Here is a 17,187-nt window from a genome sequence, read left to right on the forward strand (position 1 = left end):
AAAATAAATAGATGAAATATCTTATATTGTCGATGAAATGCGTTATTTTTGCAAATAAACGATATTTTATCTCAAGAATTGTGTGCCACTCCGTTTTTTATTTAATCTTTAATATACCTTAGATTTATATTTTTATTTCGTAATCAATGACGATAAAAAATACATAATCGACACCAATTTAATAGAATATATTATTTAGTTAACGCCTTGAATTACAACAAAAAAGCGTATTTACTAATAAAAAAATGTTAATTTTCTATTTAACTTTTTATCGGTTAGATACTAATTAGATCATTGGTTGGAATTGAGCAATTCAAAAATCATTTTTTACCAAAGTAATAATGATCAAATCAAACTTTGGGTAGGTCTAACTATTCTTTTTGAAATGCCTGTTCAGTATCGAGGTATTTGGAACGAACTTGCCTTTAAGCCCCATAGTTTTTTTGCGTCGGGATACGCTTTAAAATCTGATTTTACCATTTTCTGTTATTAAAAAATCCTTCAAAATTCTCTACTCATTAATTTTGATTTAAAACTCAATAAACGCTTCATTTCTCCGAAGGTAATTTCTTCATAATGCAAGAAGTAATTGTAGTCAAGACCTCGATTTCGCTATAACTATGATTTGTAAAAAAAGTTGCTAATCGATTGATTTAAAAAAACATATAAAGTTCGTAAACTTATATTTGTTAAAGCCAAGCGTTTGATTGTCGCATTTGAAATTTATGTTAATAAAATTGGTTTTATTCAGAGATTTTGCTAGTTTAGTAAAAATTTTAATAGAAATGTATATAAAGAACCCTGTCATTGTGAAACATTTTATCTTACATAGTCAAAATATTAGTATTGTCCTCGCATTGATTTTTTCTGTTAAAGTTACAAGTCAAATTAGCTCACCTCCCTCTTTCAGTTTGCAGGAAACTATTAATACAACTGGAAATAATTTAGCAGGTAGTTCTGGGTCAATTTCGTATTCAATTGGTCAAGTATTTTATACTGATATTGTACAGTCGGGAAAAAATGTGAGCCAAGGAGCTCAACATTATAATACGGATCAAACTGTTTGGAACGGTTCTACTTGGGATAACGGAGTACCAACAATAGCGACTGATGCTTTTATTAGTGGTAGTTATAATGTTTCTGATAATATTATCGCTAGCAGTCTTACAGTAGATAATGATGCCGTGGCGGTTATACCCTCTGGATTCAATGTAAATATAAATGAAACTATAAAGATAAGTTCAGGAAGTTTTACTCTTAAAAATAATTCCAATTTGATCCAAACATCTGAAGGGATAAACTTAGGAAGTATTAATGTGGAGCGCGAAAGCGCAAGTTTATTGAGACTTGATTACACCTTGTGGTCATCACCAGTAAAAAATGAAACATTCTTTTTGCAGGCATTTTCCCCCGCAACTAGCACCAATAGATTTTATAAGTACAATACCTTTACAAATTTTTATAATGTTATAAGCGATCCGGCGCTCACGCCATTTGAATTAGCCCAAGGTTATTTGGTTCGAATGCCAAATGATGCTTCGCAGGCTGTTAGATCTAAATACCTAGGGGTTTTTGCAGGAATCCCTAATAATGGTACTATTACGACTGCATTGGTGAATAATGGCGATGGAGAACGCTTTAATTTAGTTGGAAATCCCTATCCATCTCCCATCAATATTGCCCAGTTTATGGCTGATAATAGTGCTAATATTACTCCAACTTTATATTTTTGGAGGAAAACAAATGGTTCAAGTAGCGGAGCATATTGCACCTGGGCTGGAGGAGTATTTGTTAGCAATAATGAACCCGAAGCTACAGATCCTGGTGGAATTATTCAAACTGGTCAAGGATTTTTTGTAGAAGCATTAGGATCGGCAACCACCCTTGTTTTCAATAATGGACAAAGAATAGCAAATAACACCAATCAATTCTTTAAAACAAAATCTACTAATCGAAGTACCATTTGGCTTAATGCAACAAGCCCTGCGGGTGCTTTTGCGCAAATGGCAGTAAGTTATACCACTAACGCCACTTTGGGTGTAGATGCGTCAGATGGAAAATATTTTAACGATGGAGCAATTGCTTTAAATTCATTTTTAAATGATACGGACTATGCAATTCAAGGTAGGCCCATGCCATTTGACTTCACTGATGCCGTTCCATTAAGTTTTAAAACAACAAACTCAGGTCAATACACAATAGCAATTGACCACTTAGATGGCCTCTTTTCAAGCCTACCAGAGATTATCCTTAAAGACAACGACAACGGCATAGAAACTAATTTAAAATTGAGCTCATACAATTTTATTGCCGCGGCTGGCATGACCAATACCAGGTTCTCACTGAAATACCAAAAATCCTTGGGACTTGAAATTCCGAACCTGGATGAAAAAGATGTTTTAGTTTACTTAAACCAAGAAAAAATCAATGTTTTATCCAAATTGTCTACCATTACAAATGTAAAAATTTATGATTTAAAAGGTAGATTATTGGCCGAAAAAGACAAAATAGATGCTAAAGAAATCAGTTTCGACGACTTAAAATTTGCGGAGCAAGTATTGATTGTTAAAATTAGATTGGACAATGATCAGTTGATTAATAAAAAAGTAATTAATCAATCAAGCGTCAATAAAAATTAATATACACACCGGCGCATAATGTGTGACCTATCGTATTTGTAAGTTTATATATATTTATGGAATGTATGGTAATTGAACTTTTATAGTCAAAATATAAAAATTGTTTTGGTGTTGCTATTGAATTTATTTTGGATACCAAATTGTATTTTCGTAATAAACTGAGAACAAATAGAGATTGAAATAAAATTAGTGAGGAAATTTAAATTAATTTGGAGTTTTTAAAAGCTGAATTAATTATTTGAATGATTAATAACAATTAAGTTTTAAAAATATTTAAAATAGAAAATGATGAAAATTACACAAACTATTCTATTACTTTTAACTGTTACAATTACAGTTTTTGCGCAGGCTCCAGAAAAAATGAGTTATCAAGCTGTTATTCGCTCGCAAGACAATAAATTGGTAAAAAGTTCTCCTATAGGTCTGCAAATTATTATACGCCAAGGAACAGCTTCGGGTACAAGTGTATACCAAGAATCCCATGTTGCAACAACAAATGCTAATGGACTAGTTAGTCTAGAAATTGGAACAGGGACGATCCAATCCGGAAATTTTAGTACTATTGCTTGGGAAAATGGACCTTATTTTATTGAGGTTCAGGCAGATGTTGCTGGAGGGACAACTTATTCTATGAGTGGAACTACCCAGCTCTTAAGCGTACCTTATGCATTGCACGCTAAGTCAGCTGAAAGATTAGCAGGATCAAATGGAAACATTGTCTACCAACCAACAATAATTCCATTTACTGCCGATCGTGATATTCAAATTTCAGATATAAACAATACAATTGCATGTACAAATTCAGCTAGTTTAACATTAACTGCTGATTTTGCAGCAATGAAAATAGGGGATATAATAAATTTGGAGGCACATAATGGCGCAGTTTTGACTATCCTCACGCACGGTGGCACAACAATTAATTACAAAAGAAGCGGTGTTGCTACTTTCACTAGCGTTCTTGAAAATGTGAAGTTTGGGATTTTGAGAAAATCGGGGGATAATGACTATATAATTTCTGGACAATGAAATACCTAATTTATACGTTACTCTTTTCAACTGTAGTTTTTTCGCAAAATTACTACTATATTGCGGGGTCAGAAAACATCACAAATTCAGATAAGAAGACCTCCTTTAATCAGTTTGAAGAAGTTTTATATTTCAATTCTTATTTACTTCCATTGTCTAGAAAAGCTGAATTACAAACCGCTTTAGACACCTATGGTTCGGTAAGGCTCGAGGAGGGCGATTACCGAGAAGGAGGTGTGCCGAGCATAACGCTTAGAAGCAACATGAAGCTATATGGTCACCATACCTATAATGTGGTCCCAGAAATTAACATTGCAGCGGGCTCTGAAAATGTACTTCTTTCCAGTGTCAAAGTTTGGTATGGTCTTAAATTTTTAAGTGGTGGTCCGATATCCAAATGTGTTATCAGCCACATATCTGGAGGAGATATTTCAGCCACGAATGCTTCTATCGAAAATTGTACTTTTTTTAATATTATTGGAAGTAATCTCCATATTGATAATACAGCTAGTGGCTATTTTAGAAATAATTATTTTGTAAAACACTGGGTTACTTCTTCTTATCCTCAATTATTTTTAAAAGGCAATGATGCTACCCCAAGTTACAATAACATTTGGGTCTGGTTGAATCTTTTAACAGCACATGGAGATGCAACTGATATCGATAATTTTGGCAATATTCATATAGTAGGATTAGATGCTGAGGCCTGGAATTATGAAAATTTAGGTACTGGAAAAGCATTGTTACATATGCGGAATATGACCGATGTTAGATTAGTAGGGATGTCTGGAAACGGTTATGCTTCTAATTCCCCCGCAGTTTTTGATATTGAGTCTGAATATCTAACAATGTTGGACAAAAGAATTTTTACTTCTATAGGACCTGCGAGTGTCACTAATGCCAATACACTTACCGTAAATTCAACTGCTAGTTCTCAAGATGGTTCATATACTGTTAATGGAGATAAGCCCGATACTAGGGTGTATTTTAATGATAACCGCGTAACTTACAATGGGATAGAGCAATCGAATACAATTGCAGATCCTCTCGTCGCATCAAATATTAAAAATCATTTACTAGGTCTGCGCAGAAAACCTTGGTTGCGACCTGTTTTTCCCGAAATTGCAAATCCCGCAGGAATAAATTGGCAAGCCGAACGAGTTGGAAAACCAAGTAGTAGAGCCTATATTCAGGGACTTATAGATAGTAACGGCATCGCAAATCTACCTGAAGGTATTTTCTATATTGATGCGCCCTTATTAGTAAATAAAGAAGAAGGGATTATCGGCTCAGGAACAGGGAAGACCGTAATTATTGGTTTAACAGATGATTTTAATTTAATTAATGTAAGAGGAGCCGGAATAGGTTCTTTTACACTTAACTATTTAACATTGCAGGGTGGAGATAAAGGAGTTCATATTACCTCAGACGGTTTCGACGTTTGGTTTCAGCCTAATGCTATAAACTTTAAATTTGTTGTCTTTAGGAATCAGGCTACCTACGGAATAGAAGTTGCACAGTTATACGGAATGGATAACTGTTTGTTCCAACAAGTACATTTTTTTAACATTCCGGTTGGATTTAAGCAAACCCCAGACCCCAACTATGGGGGCTTCGAAACAAATCATATGACCTACATTGATAAAACTGTATTTTACAAATGCCAAGCGGTAAATTGTGGAATAGGTTTTTCACTTAGGACAGCAAGGCCTGATAATTTAAATGCTTGGATAAATTGTAATTTTGATGGCAATACGAATTCTAGTTTAGATTTATTTAATCATAATGCTCCATTGATTGCCAACTGCGATTTTAAAAATAGTACGGGAGAAATTGTTATTAATGCATTGTATGGCGTAGGAATTTATTCTTGCGATTTCTCTAACAATAGCACAAATTCGATTCTTAATGGAGATGTAGCAACTATTGAGGGTTGTAATTTTCAAGACGAAATTCCTGTATTTGGATCAATAAATACCGCATATCTAATCGACTCAAACATAGCCGGAAGCACAAGTAATATGAGTAATGGAATGCTAGTCAATAATTATTTTACTGCAAATCCATCATTTAATAAATTGTTAATCAACTTAAAATCAGGGGTTCCAACGGTGCTTATAGATGAAGCTTCAAATCCATATCCGCAATTATTAGTAACCGGTGATCGAAAAAAATAAAATTTTTGTAAATTACTGTAGGCACAACACAAAAAATGCCGTGATTTATAAATTCTTTTTAATTATAAACCCGTAACACATTTCCATTTACTTCCACTCGATATTGTCTCAAAGGATATTGTTTGCCCGCACTTTGACCTGAAAACATACTGTATTCGGCATTGTCACAAGCACAAACTACATGAGTTTTATCAATCTTTAATGGGTCTAAAGGATCTAGTTTTTTAAAAGTCATAGTAGAGCACGAACTCAAAGCTTGATTTGGGCAAGCCGCGTCAAAGGAGTTGTAAGAAGTACCAGAAGTATTGAAAACAAAAATACCGCGAACGCCTACATTGGGAATGTAAACCCCATTACTCACAAATTTAAGATCCGAATATTGAGGTAAACTCAAATTGATTTCGGTGTTCACCTGATAACTGGGTAGGTAGGGATTATTGTTGTTAGGAGAGTTGGTACTGCATCCAAAAAGAATAGGAAAGACAATCAAAAGGAGAATATATTTTTTCATTATCCAAATAAAGTATAAGAATTAGCCGTACAAAATTAATTTATTTAACTATCGAATCGATATGTTTAACGTATATTTATCGTTTAAATAAAAATAATACTATCTTTGTGCAAAGAAATCCCGTCCTGATGGGATTTTTTGTATTTTATATAAACGACGAAGTTATGACTAAAGTATCTTATTACACTGCCGAAGGATTAAAAAAATTGAGAGACGAATTAGATCAATTAAAAAGTATCGAAAGACCCAAAGCGTCACAAGCCATTGCCGATGCCCGAGATAAAGGAGATTTATCCGAAAATGCCGAATACGATGCCGCCAAAGAAGCACAAGGGATGCTCGAAATGCGAATTGCCAAACTAGAGGAAATTCATTCGAATGCGAGACTTATCGACGAAACACAATTGGATGTTTCTAAAGTGCTTGTTTTGTCGAATGTAAAAATCAAAAACCAAACCAATGGGATGGAAATGAAATATACCCTTGTAGCTGAAAGCGAAGCCGATTTGAAAACAGGAAAACTTTCTGTTACCTCACCAATTGGAAGAGGATTGTTAGGTAAAAAAGTGGGAGAAGTAGCTGAAATTTCAGTACCAAACGGTGTTTTAAAATTTGAAATTCTCGAGGTGTCTAGAGACTAAAACATTTAATCAGTTAATTGTTTATTCGATTAACCGATTAACCAAATAAACAATTAACCTTTTCAACAATGTCGAGCATTTTTACCAAAATCATCAACGGAGAAATACCCTGCTACAAAATAGCAGAAGACGCTAATTTTTTGGCTTTTTTGGATGTAAATCCTAATGCCAAAGGCCATACTTTATGTGTTCCAAAACAAGAAATAGATAAAATTTTCGATATTCAAGATGAACTATATCTAGGTTTGATGCAGTTTTCCAAAAAAATTGCCACCGCACTCGAAAAAACAGTTCCCTGTAATAGAATCGGAATGGCTGTCATAGGTCTCGAAGTGCCTCACGCCCACGTTCATTTGATTCCTTTGAACGAAATGGATGAAATGCGTTTTCAGAAAAAAGTTTCATTGACCCAGGAAGAATTTGAATCCTTAGCCAAAGAAATTCAAGCCAATTTGTAACTATTTTTTGCAGTCCAAAATGAAAAAATATGTAGTGAGTTTCACTTTATTTTTTTCTGTATTTAGTTTTGCTCAAGCCAATTTGGGGTATGAACTCCTAGATAAAAAAATGGCTTTGATTCCACTGCAATCCACTACTTCAACTCAGGAAATTGCTAAGTTTATTGCTGCCAATTTCAAAACCGATAACGAAAAAATTCGAGCCGTTTTTTATTGGACCGCGTCCAGCATAAGTTATGATGTGGCCAATATGTTTGCCGTTAATTTTGAAGAAACCCCGCAAGATAGAATTACAAAAACCTTAAAAACAAAAAAAGGGATTTGTGGCGATTATGCAGCGATTTTTAATGAAATAGCCAATTTGGTTGGCATAAAATCGGTTGTTATTTCAGGTTATACTAAGCAAAACGGAAAAATAGCGGATTTAGCCCATGCTTGGTGCGCGGCAAAAATTGATAATAAATGGTATGTTTTTGACCCAACATGGGGCTCAGGATCGTTGACGAATGGTAAGTTTGTCAAGAAAATCAACACTTATTATTTCAAAGGGGAGCCTAGCAAGATGATTACCTCTCATATGCCTTTTGATTATTTATGGCAGTTTTTGAATTATCCCATTACCAATACCGAGTTTTATCAAGGGAAAACTCAAATCAATACATCCAAGAAATACTTCGACTTCGAAAATGAAATAGCCAAACAAAGTGCTTTGTCTGAAATCGATCAGTTATTTGAATCGGCTGAACGTGTGCAAAAAAACGGTTTGAAAAACGCGATGATTGTGGCATTTTATGAAAATCAAAAAAAGCATTCAACGGTACTTCGAGAGAACTTAAATATAGAAAAACTAAATCAGGTAGTGGCCGAAATGAATGAAGCGGTTTTGTTATTAAATGATTTTATTTTTTATAGAAACAACAAGTTCAAACCCACTTTTCCTGACGAAGAAATCAATAGGATGATCCAAAAACCTAGAGAAAAACTAATCAAATGTCAAAATGATATTTATACCGTTGGTTCAACAGGTACCGACAACAAAGCCAATTTAACGGCGATAAAAAAATCGATAGAATCGAACTTGGCATTGGCCGAAGAGCACGCTTTGTTTGTGAAAAACTATTTGAGTAAGTCTAAATTGGTTCGTAAAACGATGTTCTCGAAAGTGTCCTGGATGGGAGTTCCCTTAAATTAACTCGGTTACCTTAAAACTTACTTGCATCGTGGTGCCTTTGCCTATTTCGGAATGCAAAACTTTTATGGTTCCTTTATGGTATTCTTCGACAATTCTTTTGGTTAGAGACAATCCCAATCCCCAGCCGCGTTTTTTGGTAGTAAATCCAGGTTCAAAAACACTTTTGAATTGGTTTTTAGGAATTCCGCTTCCGGTATCCGAAATATTTATTTTGACCAATCCACCTTCATGCAATACTTCAAGGGCTAGTTTTCCTCGTCCTTTCATCGCATCAATAGCATTTTTGACTAAATTTTCAATCGTCCAGCTGTGTAATGTCGGATTGAATAACACGATAACTGCTGCTTCCGGCCCTTTGAATGAAAATTCAATCTGTTTCGAAAATCGGGATTGTAAATAGTCATACGATTTCTGAGTTTCTTCGATGATATCTTTGTTTTCTAATTTGGGTTCCGACCCAATATTCGAAAATCGTTCCGTAATGGTCTGCAAGCGTTCAATGTCTTTCTCGATTTCCTTGGTGGTGGCTTCATCGACATTTTCAGATTTCAGGATTTCTACCCATCCCACTAATGAGGTAAGCGGCGTACCAATTTGATGTGCCGTTTCCTTTGCCATTCCTGCCCAAAGTTTGTTTTGAGTCGCCATCTTGGTGCTCTTGTAAAAATTATAAACCAAGGCCGCAAACAAAAAAATAATGAGCAATAAGGCCACGGGATAGTATTTAAGTTTATTCAACAAAGCCGAATCGCCATAGTATAAGTATTGAAATTTTCCCGGAACATATTCAATAACTATGGGGTCATTTTCACTCTTTAAACCCGACAAAAACTGACTGGACCTTCTGGGGTCTTTGGCAATGGCTTCATCAATATTTATGTAATTGATAATACTGTCATTTTCAGTAAGCATTATTGGAATAGAAGTATTGTTTTTAAATATTTGCAAAGGCAATTCTAAATCTGTGTTTTCGCCTGCATTGATAAGGGTTTTTTGTGCATTAGCCCAAAGATTCATTTTCAAACGTTCCTCCTGTTTGAATATTTGAAAAAAGGTATAGGTATTCCAAAGTATTAATGAAATAATGACAAAAGAAGCAAAAATAATAATCCAACGACTGGTGTTTCGACTTTTGGAAAAATGCATAAATTGATTTTTGTGGCATAAATATAACGAAATTATTGGTTTAAGATTATATTTTTTACAGACTTATTCTTGACTATATGAGTTTTGAAAAAAACAAGAATTAATTATTTTCTGAATCTGTTTTTAATTTGAAACTAATTGATAAAATACTATATTTGTGTATCACAAATAATACAATTTAAGATGGAAGTTACAGGAAAAATTAAGATGATCGATCAAACCAAAGAGGTGGGATCAGCAGGTTTCAAAAAAAGAGATGTTGTAGTTACAACAGACGAACAATATCCACAACATATTTTGGTTCAGTTTGTTCAAGACAAATGCGATTTATTGAACAATTTCCAAGTAGGTGAATCGGTGAAAATAGATATCAATTTAAGAGGTCGTGAATGGACAAATCCACAAGGAGAAACTGTTTATTTCAACACTATTCAAGGATGGAGAATTGGAAAAGTTCAGGCTGAGGCTGCGGCTCCAGTTCAAACTCCACCGATGCCAGCAGCGGCTGCATTTCCGCCTGCCAATAGTCTAAACGAGGAAGAGCCAGACGATTTGCCTTTCTAAATAAAGAGTCAAAATCCTTGAAAATTTTTCAAGGATTTTTTTTGCGCTTTCCCGAAATCAATTCAGCTGAATTAAGGCTCCTAGGCCAATTTCACTCCCAATTTGTGGATATACAAAAGCAGTTGTTTTGCTCTTTTTTCCAAAAGTCATCGATTGAAATGGATTCCAATATGAAACGATCAATCCCGATGCCAATCCGATTCCTGCACCAGCAAGAACATCGGAAGTGTAATGTTTGTTGTTCGCTATTCGTAGAATTCCTGTGGCCGTTGCAAATAAAAACCCGCTACTTGCATACCATACATTTGAATCTTTGTACTCATAATATAATAAAGCTGCATTTGTAAAAGCTAATGCGGTATGGCCTGATGGAAAACTCAAATTGTCCGATTGATCGGGTCTTTCTTCTTTGCAAATGTTTTTTGTAGCAAAAACGACGGCTCCGGTAATGGTATTGGCTACAATTATATTTATCGTTTGCTGTTTGAAATTGTTCTTTGGTTTAAACCCAAAAGTTTTTCCTAAATAGATTTGAGCAATAGGTACAAATTGAAGGTAATCATCGGCACTAGTATTAAAATCTTTACCGAAAAAGTTGTTGGCATTTTTTTGCAAATCCTCATTTAGTGCCGTGTTCACCATCAAAGCGCCAGTTGTGATCAGTGCAGCAGGAACTATAAACTGCTTGTACGAGAGTTTGTCGCGATTTTTTATTGTGTTAATCGTGTCTTTGGATTGGGCAGTTCCCATAAAAACCGATAAAGAGAATAAAACTGTCGTGAGTTTGGTTTTCATTGAATTTATAAAAATTTTAGGTTTGAATTTTAAAACGTAAATTGCATTGCCAAATGTATACTTTTGTCCTTTATTATGTATTTTTTATCCGAAGAATTATTTTTCCCACCCGTTTCTCAGGCCTATCCGGACGGAATTCTCGCCATTGGTGGAGATTTATCAACGGAACGTTTATTTTTGGCTTACAAAAGTGGTATTTTTCCCTGGTTTGAAGAAGGGGATCCCATTTATTGGTGGTCGCCTAATCCGAGAATGGTTTTGTTTTTTGACGAATTGGTCGTTTCCAAAAGTATGCGAAACATTCTGAATCGAAATGTTTTCAGGCTGACTTTTAATACGAGTTTTAGAGAAGTGATTTCCAATTGCCAAAAGATAAAACGCGAAGGCCAAAACGGGACTTGGATTACCAATGATATGGTAGAAGCCTATTGCAAATTGAATGAAATGGGCATTGCCAAATCAGTTGAGGTTTGGCAAAACGATGAGTTGGTCGGTGGTTTGTACGGTATCGATTTGGGACATGTTTTTTGTGGCGAAAGTATGTTTTCTAAAGTTTCGAATGCTTCTAAAGTTGCGTTTATAGCTTTGGCAAATCAATTAAAAAAGGATAACTACAACCTTTTGGATTGCCAAGTGTACAACGAACATCTTGAAAGTTTGGGTTGTCGTGAAATACCCAGAGATGATTTTATAGCACTTCTAAAAAGTAAATGATTATTAAATTTAATCCTCGTCAAAATGCAAAACTTTGACAAAGATATTAAAAACCTAAATTGCAATAAAACGAATACTAAATGAATACGTACTCTGTAAAAGAATTGTACATCTACCCCATAAAAAGTCTGGCTGGAATTCGTGTTGAAAGCGCGAAAGCTGAAGAAATGGGTTTTGAAAATGACCGACGTTGGATGTTAATCGACGAACACAATCAGTTTATTACGCAAAGAAACCATCCGATTTTGAGTCAGTTTTATCCGATGGTTATTGGAAGCAAAATTTCTATTAATCATCACGACAAAAAACATGAATTTTTGATAAATGAAACTTTAAATGAGCCTCTATTTTCAAAAGTTTGGGATGACGAAACCCAAGTCGTCGAAGTGAATAAAACGACTTCGAAATGGTTTAGCGAAGCACTTGGTTTCGATTGTAAATTGGTTAAAATCAACACTAGCGGCGACAGAAAACACGAGTGCACAAAGCTGAATACCACCATAAATGTTAGCCTGGCCGATGGCTATCCGTATATGCTAATTGGCACCCAAAGTTTAGATTTTTTAAACGAAAAACTGGAAGAAAAAATTACGATGGCAAGATTTAGACCCAATATTGTCATTAGTAGTTCGGTGGCTCACGAAGAAGACTCGTTTGGCGAGTTCCAAATTGGAACTGTGCAATTCAAAAATGCAAAACCTTGCGGGCGATGTATTATGGTGAATACGAATCCAAAGAATGCCATTGTAAAAAAAGAACCTTTAAATACTTTGAGTACGTATCGAAAAAGAGACAACTCAATTCTTTTTGGAACGAATGTTATCTGTTTGAATGAAGGTAAAATTAGTGTTGGCGATGCTTTGGTTTTTTAAAGAGATTTAATTTTTTCTCCAGCAATCTTCGATGTGATCGTTGACCATTCCTGTGGCTTGCATATGAGCATATACTACGGTTGAACCTACGAATTTGAATCCACGTTTTTTTAAATCTTTGCTAATTTCGTCTGAGAGTGGGGAAGTAGCAGGAACTTCTTTTAAGGATTGTCTTTTGTTGTCGATTGGTTTTCCGTCTGTAAAGCCCCAAATATATTTGCTGAAACTGCCAAATTCTTCCTGCACTTTCATAAAGGCAAGAGCATTCGAAACGGCAGCTCGAATCTTCAATTGATTTCGGATAATTCCAGCATCAAGTATTAATTCCTGAATTTTTTCTTCAGGATAATTAGCTACTTTTTTATAATCGAAATCATCAAAAGCAGATTGAAAGTTTTCTCTTTTATTTAAGATGGTAATCCAACTCAATCCCGCTTGAAAAGTTTCGAGAATCAGGAATTCGAATAATTTTTGGTCGTCATAAACTGGAACACCCCATTCTTTGTCGTGGTATTCTTTGTACAAATCGCTGGATAAACACCAGCCGCATCGTGTAGGTTCTTGCATTAGTCTTTGCCGTTGCCAATTTTCCAGTAGTATCCTTCTACTGTTGGAATGTAAGCTTTTCTACCTTTTACAACTAAGTCCGTGTAAATTTTTCTGTCATATTTAATGGCAATAGCTCCTCCAGAAATGTATACTGTATTATTTATAATGCTAGCTTTAAGCCTTCCGTCTTTGAATTTTGCATCGGACACTTTCTCCACTAGCCAAGTAGAATTCCATTTTATATCAATTTCATCTTCAGAAATTTTAGTAATACTTTTGACTAATTTTATGGCTTCTTTTGGTATTTCTAAATGTTGAGACAATTCATCCTGTGTGAGTGTTTCTCCTATTTTACATCCAATTAATATTTTTTGGATAGTATATTTTGAAGGTGTAGCAGTTTTTTTTGTTTTGGTGTCGACCGTGCTGTTCGGTCTGGTAGTAGTTACCTCATTGCCTTCGGGTACGTCGCCAGGTTTTGTGTTTGTATTTTCGTTGGCAGTGGCTTGCTTTGGTTTTTTAGTAAAACGAGCGTTGTTTAAAACCGAGCCTTTTGTCTCGTTTTCCTCTGTTGAAGTGGTTACAACCGTCGTATCTTTAGAAATTCCGGTTGTTTCTTTTTCTGTTTTTTGCTCATTTTCTGGACTAGGATTTGAGGTGTTTTCCTCTTTATTTCTGCCACAGCTGATGATGCTGAGGGTGATTATTAACACTAGAAGTATTCTTTTGTAGTCTCTCATTTTTGGAATGTGCTGATGAATTTTATATTCAAATATTGCTCGCATTATAATGAGCAAAGATAAAAAAATTGTTCTTTAAATTGCTATACCCAATCCAATTTCAAAGCAAGCCAAATTGGTTAAAAAAAAGGAGGTTTGAATGAACAAACCTCCCTTTTTGAATTGAAATATGAATTATAATTATCCCAATGCGGCTCTTTTGAAACCTGTAACAACAAGATCTTTGTCTAAAGATTTTACATAATCAGCAACGCTCATTTTGTTGTCTTTGATATAATCTTGGTTTACTAAGGTGTTGTCTTTAAAGAAACGAGCCAATTTACCTTTAGCAATATTGTCTAACATTGCTTCTGGTTTTCCTTCTTGACGCAAAAGGTCTTTGGCAATTTCGATTTCTTTAGCAATTGTGTCAGCGTCTACACCAGCTTCGTTCAAAGCAATTGGAGACATAGCTGCTGCTTGCATTGCTACGTTTCTTGCTGCTTCGTCTGCACCTGCAATGTTTGCAGATAAGGCTACCAAAGTGGCGATTTTGTTACCAGCGTGAATGTAAGAACCAATGAATGTTCCATTTAATCTTTCGAATGAACGGATTTCGATTTTTTCTCCAATAACTCCAGTTTGCTCGATTAATTTTTCAGCAACAGTAATTCCGTTGAAATCAGCAGCTAAAAATGCTTCTTTAGTGTCAAAATTCAATGCTAATTCAGCAAAATCTTGAGCTAATTTAATGAATGATTCGTTTTTACCTACGAAGTCAGTTTCGCAGTTGAGAGAAACGATAGCTCCAGTAGTTTTGTCAGCACTTACAATAGCGATAACAGCACCTTCAGTAGATTCTCTGTCTGCGCGGTTTGCGGCTACTTTTTGTCCTTTTTTACGTAAGTTTTCGATAGCTAAATCGAAATCTCCGTCTGATTCTACAAGTGCTTTTTTGCAGTCCATCATACCTGCACCTGTGATTGTTCTTAATTTATTAACGTCTGCAGCAGTAATTGTTGCCATAATATAATGTGTTTAATGTTATAAAAGTAAAAATTCCAATTTTCAAATCCTAAACTCCAACTTTAGCAAATTAACAACTTAACGTTACTAATTTTTTTGGAATTTGGAATTTAAAATTTGGAATTTAAAAATTGATTTATTCTTCAGTTGCAGGAGCTTCAACTTCAGCTGTTGGCTCAGTTTCTTCCACTGCAGCTACAGGAGTTTCCACTTCTTCAGCATTGGCTTCAGGTTGAACGTCAGCTTCAGCACCTCTATTCGATAGTCCATCAACAACTGCAGCGGTAACAATAGACAAAATTTTGTCGATTGATTTAGAAGCATCATCATTGGCAGGGATAACATAATCTACCTCTCTTGGGTCAGAATTAGTATCCACCATTGCAAAAACTGGAATGTTTAATTTTTGAGCTTCTTTTATAGCAATGTGTTCCGCTTTGATATCTACTACGAACAAGGCAGCAGGAAGTCTGGACATATCAGCAATTGAGCCTAAGTTTTTCTCTAATTTAGCACGAAGACGATCTACTTGCAAACGCTCTTTTTTAGAAAGCGTCATAAATGTTCCGTCTTTCTTCATCTTATCAATAGTAGCCATTTTTTTAACAGCTTTACGGATGGTTACGAAGTTGGTCAACATTCCGCCTGGCCATCTTTCAGTGATGTAAGGCATGTTACAAGCTGCTGCTTTGTCAGCAACGATATCTTTAGCTTGTTTTTTGGTAGCTACGAATAATATTTTTCTACCAGATGCTGCAATTTTTTTCAAAGCTTCGTTAGCTTCTTCGATTTTTGCAGCAGTTTTATATAGATTGATAATGTGAATTCCATTACGTTCCATATATATGTATGGAGCCATATTTGGATCCCATTTTCTAGTCATGTGTCCGAAATGAACACCTGCTTCTAGTAATTCTTTTACTTCTACTTTGTTTGACATTTTTTGTTTAGTTTACGTTCTGTTGATTAGCAATGTGTTTTTTAAGGTTATTAGTTTGTAGTTTGTGGTTGGTAGTTTTTTAAAACTTCCAACTTCTAACTTCTCACTTCTAACTTCTGCAACCCATTTAGATGCTAAACTAATTCTCGCCTCAGCGAGCAACAACAACATTGTTTTTAAATTTATTATCAGTAAATCTTGCGCAAATTGCACAAGACAGGCAATATTAACGTTTAGAGAATTGGAATCTCTTACGAGCTTTCTTCTGACCGAATTTTTTACGTTCCACCATTCTCGGGTCTCTTGTTAATAAACCTTCTGGTTTCAAGATAGCTCTGTTTCCTTCGCCAACTTCACACATTACTCTTGCCAAAGCCATTCTTACAGCTTCTGCTTGACCAGTTGAACCACCTCCGTAAACGTTCACTTTTACATCAAAGTTGCTTACGTTTTCCGTCATAGACATTGGTTGTAACACTTTGTACTGTAAAGTTGCAGTTGGGAAATACGTTTCGAATGGTTTTTTGTTTACAGTGATTACACCTGTTCCCTCTGTAACGTATACACGTGCAACAGCGGTTTTTCTTCTACCAATTTTATGAATTACTCCCATTACTTAAGATCGTTTAGGTTAACAGTTCTAGGTTTTTGAGCGCCTTGTTTGTGCTCTGGTCCTACAACAACATTTAAATTTCTGAAAAGTTCTGCTCCTAATTTGTTTTTAGGTAACATTCCTTTTACTGCTTTTTCTACTAACAATGCAGGATTTTTTGCCTGTAATACTTTAGCAGTTAAAGTTCTTTGTCCTCCAGGGTAACCAGTGTGACGAACATAAGTTTTTTCACTTAGTTTGTTACCTGTAAGGTTGATTTTTTCTGAGTTGATAACAATTACGTTATCTCCACAGTCCACGTGTGGGGTATAACTTGGCTTGTACTTACCTCTAAGAATCATAGCGACCTTAGTTGCAAGACGACCTAAGTTATGACCGTCAGCGTCTACCACGATCCATTCTTTAGATGCGGTTGCTTTGCTTGTCGATACTGTTTTGTAGCTTAATGCGTTCACAATAATTTATTTTAATTAAACATTCCATTCCCAATAAAGGGAGTGCAAAAGTACAATTATTTTTTTGAAAACCAAATAGTCGGTAATTTTTATTTAATATTGATTATCAGTTCTTAAAGCCTTTGTTTTTTGGAATGATTTGTTTTCATT

The 17,187-nt window shown here is 35.1% G+C and carries 18 protein-coding genes; 9 read left to right on the forward strand and 9 right to left on the reverse strand.

The window, feature by feature from the left end; all coding sequences use genetic code 11:
- Nucleotides 1-785: 785 nt before the first annotated feature.
- The 3 genes from E1750_RS12675 to E1750_RS12685 all read left to right on the forward strand — a co-directional run bounded on the left by E1750_RS12675 (nucleotide 786) and on the right by E1750_RS12685 (nucleotide 5,842).
- The gene (locus E1750_RS12675) at nucleotides 786-2,639 is read left to right on the forward strand and encodes a hypothetical protein (protein WP_133277133.1); all 1,854 of its coding nucleotides are present in this window, start codon (nucleotides 786-788) and stop codon (nucleotides 2,637-2,639) included.
- 285 nt (nucleotides 2,640-2,924) lie between these two features.
- A complete protein-coding gene (locus tag E1750_RS12680; protein WP_133277134.1) occupies nucleotides 2,925-3,665 on the forward strand; it encodes a hypothetical protein in 741 nt (246 codons plus the stop codon).
- A complete protein-coding gene (locus E1750_RS12685; RefSeq protein WP_133277135.1) occupies nucleotides 3,662-5,842 on the forward strand; it encodes a hypothetical protein in 2,181 nt (726 codons plus the stop codon). The genes E1750_RS12680 and E1750_RS12685 overlap by 4 nt, the downstream gene beginning before the upstream one ends.
- Before the next feature lie 58 nt (nucleotides 5,843-5,900).
- On the opposite strand, the gene E1750_RS12690 is transcribed toward E1750_RS12685, so the two are convergent.
- Nucleotides 5,901-6,353, reverse strand: a complete 453-nt coding sequence (locus E1750_RS12690) for a Rieske (2Fe-2S) protein (RefSeq protein ID WP_133277136.1) — start codon at nucleotides 6,351-6,353, stop codon at nucleotides 5,901-5,903.
- A gap of 164 nt (nucleotides 6,354-6,517) precedes the next feature.
- Here E1750_RS12690 and greA point away from each other — a divergent pair, with 164 nt between their 5' ends.
- The 3 genes from greA to E1750_RS12705 all read left to right on the forward strand — a co-directional run bounded on the left by greA (nucleotide 6,518) and on the right by E1750_RS12705 (nucleotide 8,644).
- Nucleotides 6,518-6,994 (forward strand): transcription elongation factor GreA, encoded by a 477-nt coding sequence (greA, locus tag E1750_RS12695; RefSeq protein ID WP_133277137.1) that lies wholly within the window; start codon nucleotides 6,518-6,520, stop codon nucleotides 6,992-6,994.
- Between the two features lie 68 nt (nucleotides 6,995-7,062).
- The gene (locus E1750_RS12700) at nucleotides 7,063-7,452 is read left to right on the forward strand and encodes an HIT family protein (protein WP_133277138.1); all 390 of its coding nucleotides are present in this window, start codon (nucleotides 7,063-7,065) and stop codon (nucleotides 7,450-7,452) included.
- Nucleotides 7,453-7,471: 19 nt separating this feature from the next.
- The gene (locus E1750_RS12705) at nucleotides 7,472-8,644 is read left to right on the forward strand and encodes a transglutaminase domain-containing protein (RefSeq protein ID WP_133277139.1); all 1,173 of its coding nucleotides are present in this window, start codon (nucleotides 7,472-7,474) and stop codon (nucleotides 8,642-8,644) included.
- On the opposite strand, the gene E1750_RS12710 is transcribed toward E1750_RS12705, so the two are convergent.
- Nucleotides 8,636-9,790 (reverse strand): sensor histidine kinase, encoded by a 1,155-nt coding sequence (locus tag E1750_RS12710; RefSeq protein ID WP_133277140.1) that lies wholly within the window; start codon nucleotides 9,788-9,790, stop codon nucleotides 8,636-8,638. The two genes, E1750_RS12705 and E1750_RS12710, sit on opposite strands and share 9 nt — an antisense overlap.
- Before the next feature lie 183 nt (nucleotides 9,791-9,973).
- Between E1750_RS12710 and E1750_RS12715 the strand changes: the two genes are divergently transcribed.
- Nucleotides 9,974-10,354 carry a DUF3127 domain-containing protein gene (locus E1750_RS12715; protein WP_133277141.1) on the forward strand — a complete coding sequence of 127 codons (381 nt, stop codon included), beginning with the start codon at nucleotides 9,974-9,976 and terminating at the stop codon, nucleotides 10,352-10,354.
- A 57-nt stretch (nucleotides 10,355-10,411) separates the two neighbouring features.
- Here the strand turns inward: E1750_RS12715 and E1750_RS12720 are convergent, their stop codons facing one another.
- Nucleotides 10,412-11,149, reverse strand: a complete 738-nt coding sequence (locus E1750_RS12720) for a phosphatase PAP2 family protein (protein ID WP_133277142.1) — start codon at nucleotides 11,147-11,149, stop codon at nucleotides 10,412-10,414.
- 75 nt (nucleotides 11,150-11,224) lie between these two features.
- Here E1750_RS12720 and aat point away from each other — a divergent pair, with 75 nt between their 5' ends.
- Together aat and E1750_RS12730 are read left to right on the forward strand one after the other, a co-directional pair.
- Nucleotides 11,225-11,863 carry a leucyl/phenylalanyl-tRNA--protein transferase gene (gene aat, locus E1750_RS12725; protein ID WP_133277143.1) on the forward strand — a complete coding sequence of 213 codons (639 nt, stop codon included), beginning with the start codon at nucleotides 11,225-11,227 and terminating at the stop codon, nucleotides 11,861-11,863.
- An 80-nt stretch (nucleotides 11,864-11,943) separates the two neighbouring features.
- Nucleotides 11,944-12,735, forward strand: a complete 792-nt coding sequence (locus E1750_RS12730) for an MOSC domain-containing protein (protein WP_133277144.1) — start codon at nucleotides 11,944-11,946, stop codon at nucleotides 12,733-12,735.
- Between the two features lie 6 nt (nucleotides 12,736-12,741).
- Here the strand turns inward: E1750_RS12730 and E1750_RS12735 are convergent, their stop codons facing one another.
- The 6 genes from E1750_RS12735 to rplM all read right to left on the reverse strand — a co-directional run bounded on the left by E1750_RS12735 (nucleotide 12,742) and on the right by rplM (nucleotide 17,037).
- Nucleotides 12,742-13,302, reverse strand: a complete 561-nt coding sequence (locus tag E1750_RS12735) for a DNA-3-methyladenine glycosylase I (RefSeq protein WP_133277145.1) — start codon at nucleotides 13,300-13,302, stop codon at nucleotides 12,742-12,744.
- Nucleotides 13,302-14,024 carry a hypothetical protein gene (locus E1750_RS12740; RefSeq protein ID WP_133277146.1) on the reverse strand — a complete coding sequence of 241 codons (723 nt, stop codon included), beginning with the start codon at nucleotides 14,022-14,024 and terminating at the stop codon, nucleotides 13,302-13,304. Before E1750_RS12740 ends, E1750_RS12735 begins: the two co-directional genes overlap by 1 nt.
- 180 nt (nucleotides 14,025-14,204) lie before the next feature.
- Entirely contained in the window at nucleotides 14,205-15,029 is an 825-nt protein-coding gene (tsf, locus tag E1750_RS12745) for a translation elongation factor Ts (RefSeq protein WP_133277147.1), read from the reverse strand.
- Between the two features lie 136 nt (nucleotides 15,030-15,165).
- Nucleotides 15,166-15,969, reverse strand: coding sequence for a 30S ribosomal protein S2 (gene rpsB, locus E1750_RS12750; protein ID WP_133277148.1), 804 nt, complete (start codon nucleotides 15,967-15,969; stop codon nucleotides 15,166-15,168).
- A 226-nt stretch (nucleotides 15,970-16,195) separates the two neighbouring features.
- The gene (gene rpsI / locus E1750_RS12755; RefSeq protein WP_133277149.1) at nucleotides 16,196-16,582 is read right to left on the reverse strand and encodes a 30S ribosomal protein S9; all 387 of its coding nucleotides are present in this window, start codon (nucleotides 16,580-16,582) and stop codon (nucleotides 16,196-16,198) included.
- Entirely contained in the window at nucleotides 16,582-17,037 is a 456-nt protein-coding gene (gene rplM / locus E1750_RS12760; RefSeq protein WP_133277150.1) for a 50S ribosomal protein L13, read from the reverse strand. Before rplM ends, rpsI begins: the two co-directional genes overlap by 1 nt.
- Nucleotides 17,038-17,187: the final 150 nt, after the last annotated feature.

Source organism: Flavobacterium nackdongense (genome assembly GCF_004355225.1).
GTDB lineage: Bacteria > Bacteroidota > Bacteroidia > Flavobacteriales > Flavobacteriaceae > Flavobacterium > Flavobacterium nackdongense.

What these genes read in the sequence shown, in the direction of transcription:
- E1750_RS12685 (WP_133277135.1), top strand. Translation starts at nt 3,662, where the DNA reads ATGAAATACCTAATTTATACGTTACTCTTTTCAACTGTAGTTTTTTCG.
- rpsB (WP_133277148.1), bottom strand. Translation starts at nt 15,969, where the DNA reads ATGTCAAACAAAGTAGAAGTAAAAGAATTACTAGAAGCAGGTGTTCAT.
- E1750_RS12705 (WP_133277139.1), top strand. Translation starts at nt 7,472, where the DNA reads ATGAAAAAATATGTAGTGAGTTTCACTTTATTTTTTTCTGTATTTAGT.
- greA (WP_133277137.1), top strand. Translation starts at nt 6,518, where the DNA reads ATGACTAAAGTATCTTATTACACTGCCGAAGGATTAAAAAAATTGAGA.
- E1750_RS12710 (WP_133277140.1), bottom strand. Translation starts at nt 9,790, where the DNA reads ATGCATTTTTCCAAAAGTCGAAACACCAGTCGTTGGATTATTATTTTT.
- E1750_RS12700 (WP_133277138.1), top strand. Translation starts at nt 7,063, where the DNA reads ATGTCGAGCATTTTTACCAAAATCATCAACGGAGAAATACCCTGCTAC.
- aat (WP_133277143.1), top strand. Translation starts at nt 11,225, where the DNA reads ATGTATTTTTTATCCGAAGAATTATTTTTCCCACCCGTTTCTCAGGCC.
- E1750_RS12680 (WP_133277134.1), top strand. Translation starts at nt 2,925, where the DNA reads ATGATGAAAATTACACAAACTATTCTATTACTTTTAACTGTTACAATT.
- E1750_RS12735 (WP_133277145.1), bottom strand. Translation starts at nt 13,302, where the DNA reads ATGCAAGAACCTACACGATGCGGCTGGTGTTTATCCAGCGATTTGTAC.
- tsf (WP_133277147.1), bottom strand. Translation starts at nt 15,029, where the DNA reads ATGGCAACAATTACTGCTGCAGACGTTAATAAATTAAGAACAATCACA.
- E1750_RS12690 (WP_133277136.1), bottom strand. Translation starts at nt 6,353, where the DNA reads ATGAAAAAATATATTCTCCTTTTGATTGTCTTTCCTATTCTTTTTGGA.
- E1750_RS12730 (WP_133277144.1), top strand. Translation starts at nt 11,944, where the DNA reads ATGAATACGTACTCTGTAAAAGAATTGTACATCTACCCCATAAAAAGT.
- E1750_RS12720 (WP_133277142.1), bottom strand. Translation starts at nt 11,149, where the DNA reads ATGAAAACCAAACTCACGACAGTTTTATTCTCTTTATCGGTTTTTATG.
- rpsI (WP_133277149.1), bottom strand. Translation starts at nt 16,582, where the DNA reads ATGGGAGTAATTCATAAAATTGGTAGAAGAAAAACCGCTGTTGCACGT.
- E1750_RS12675 (WP_133277133.1), top strand. Translation starts at nt 786, where the DNA reads ATGTATATAAAGAACCCTGTCATTGTGAAACATTTTATCTTACATAGT.
- E1750_RS12740 (WP_133277146.1), bottom strand. Translation starts at nt 14,024, where the DNA reads ATGAGAGACTACAAAAGAATACTTCTAGTGTTAATAATCACCCTCAGC.
- E1750_RS12715 (WP_133277141.1), top strand. Translation starts at nt 9,974, where the DNA reads ATGGAAGTTACAGGAAAAATTAAGATGATCGATCAAACCAAAGAGGTG.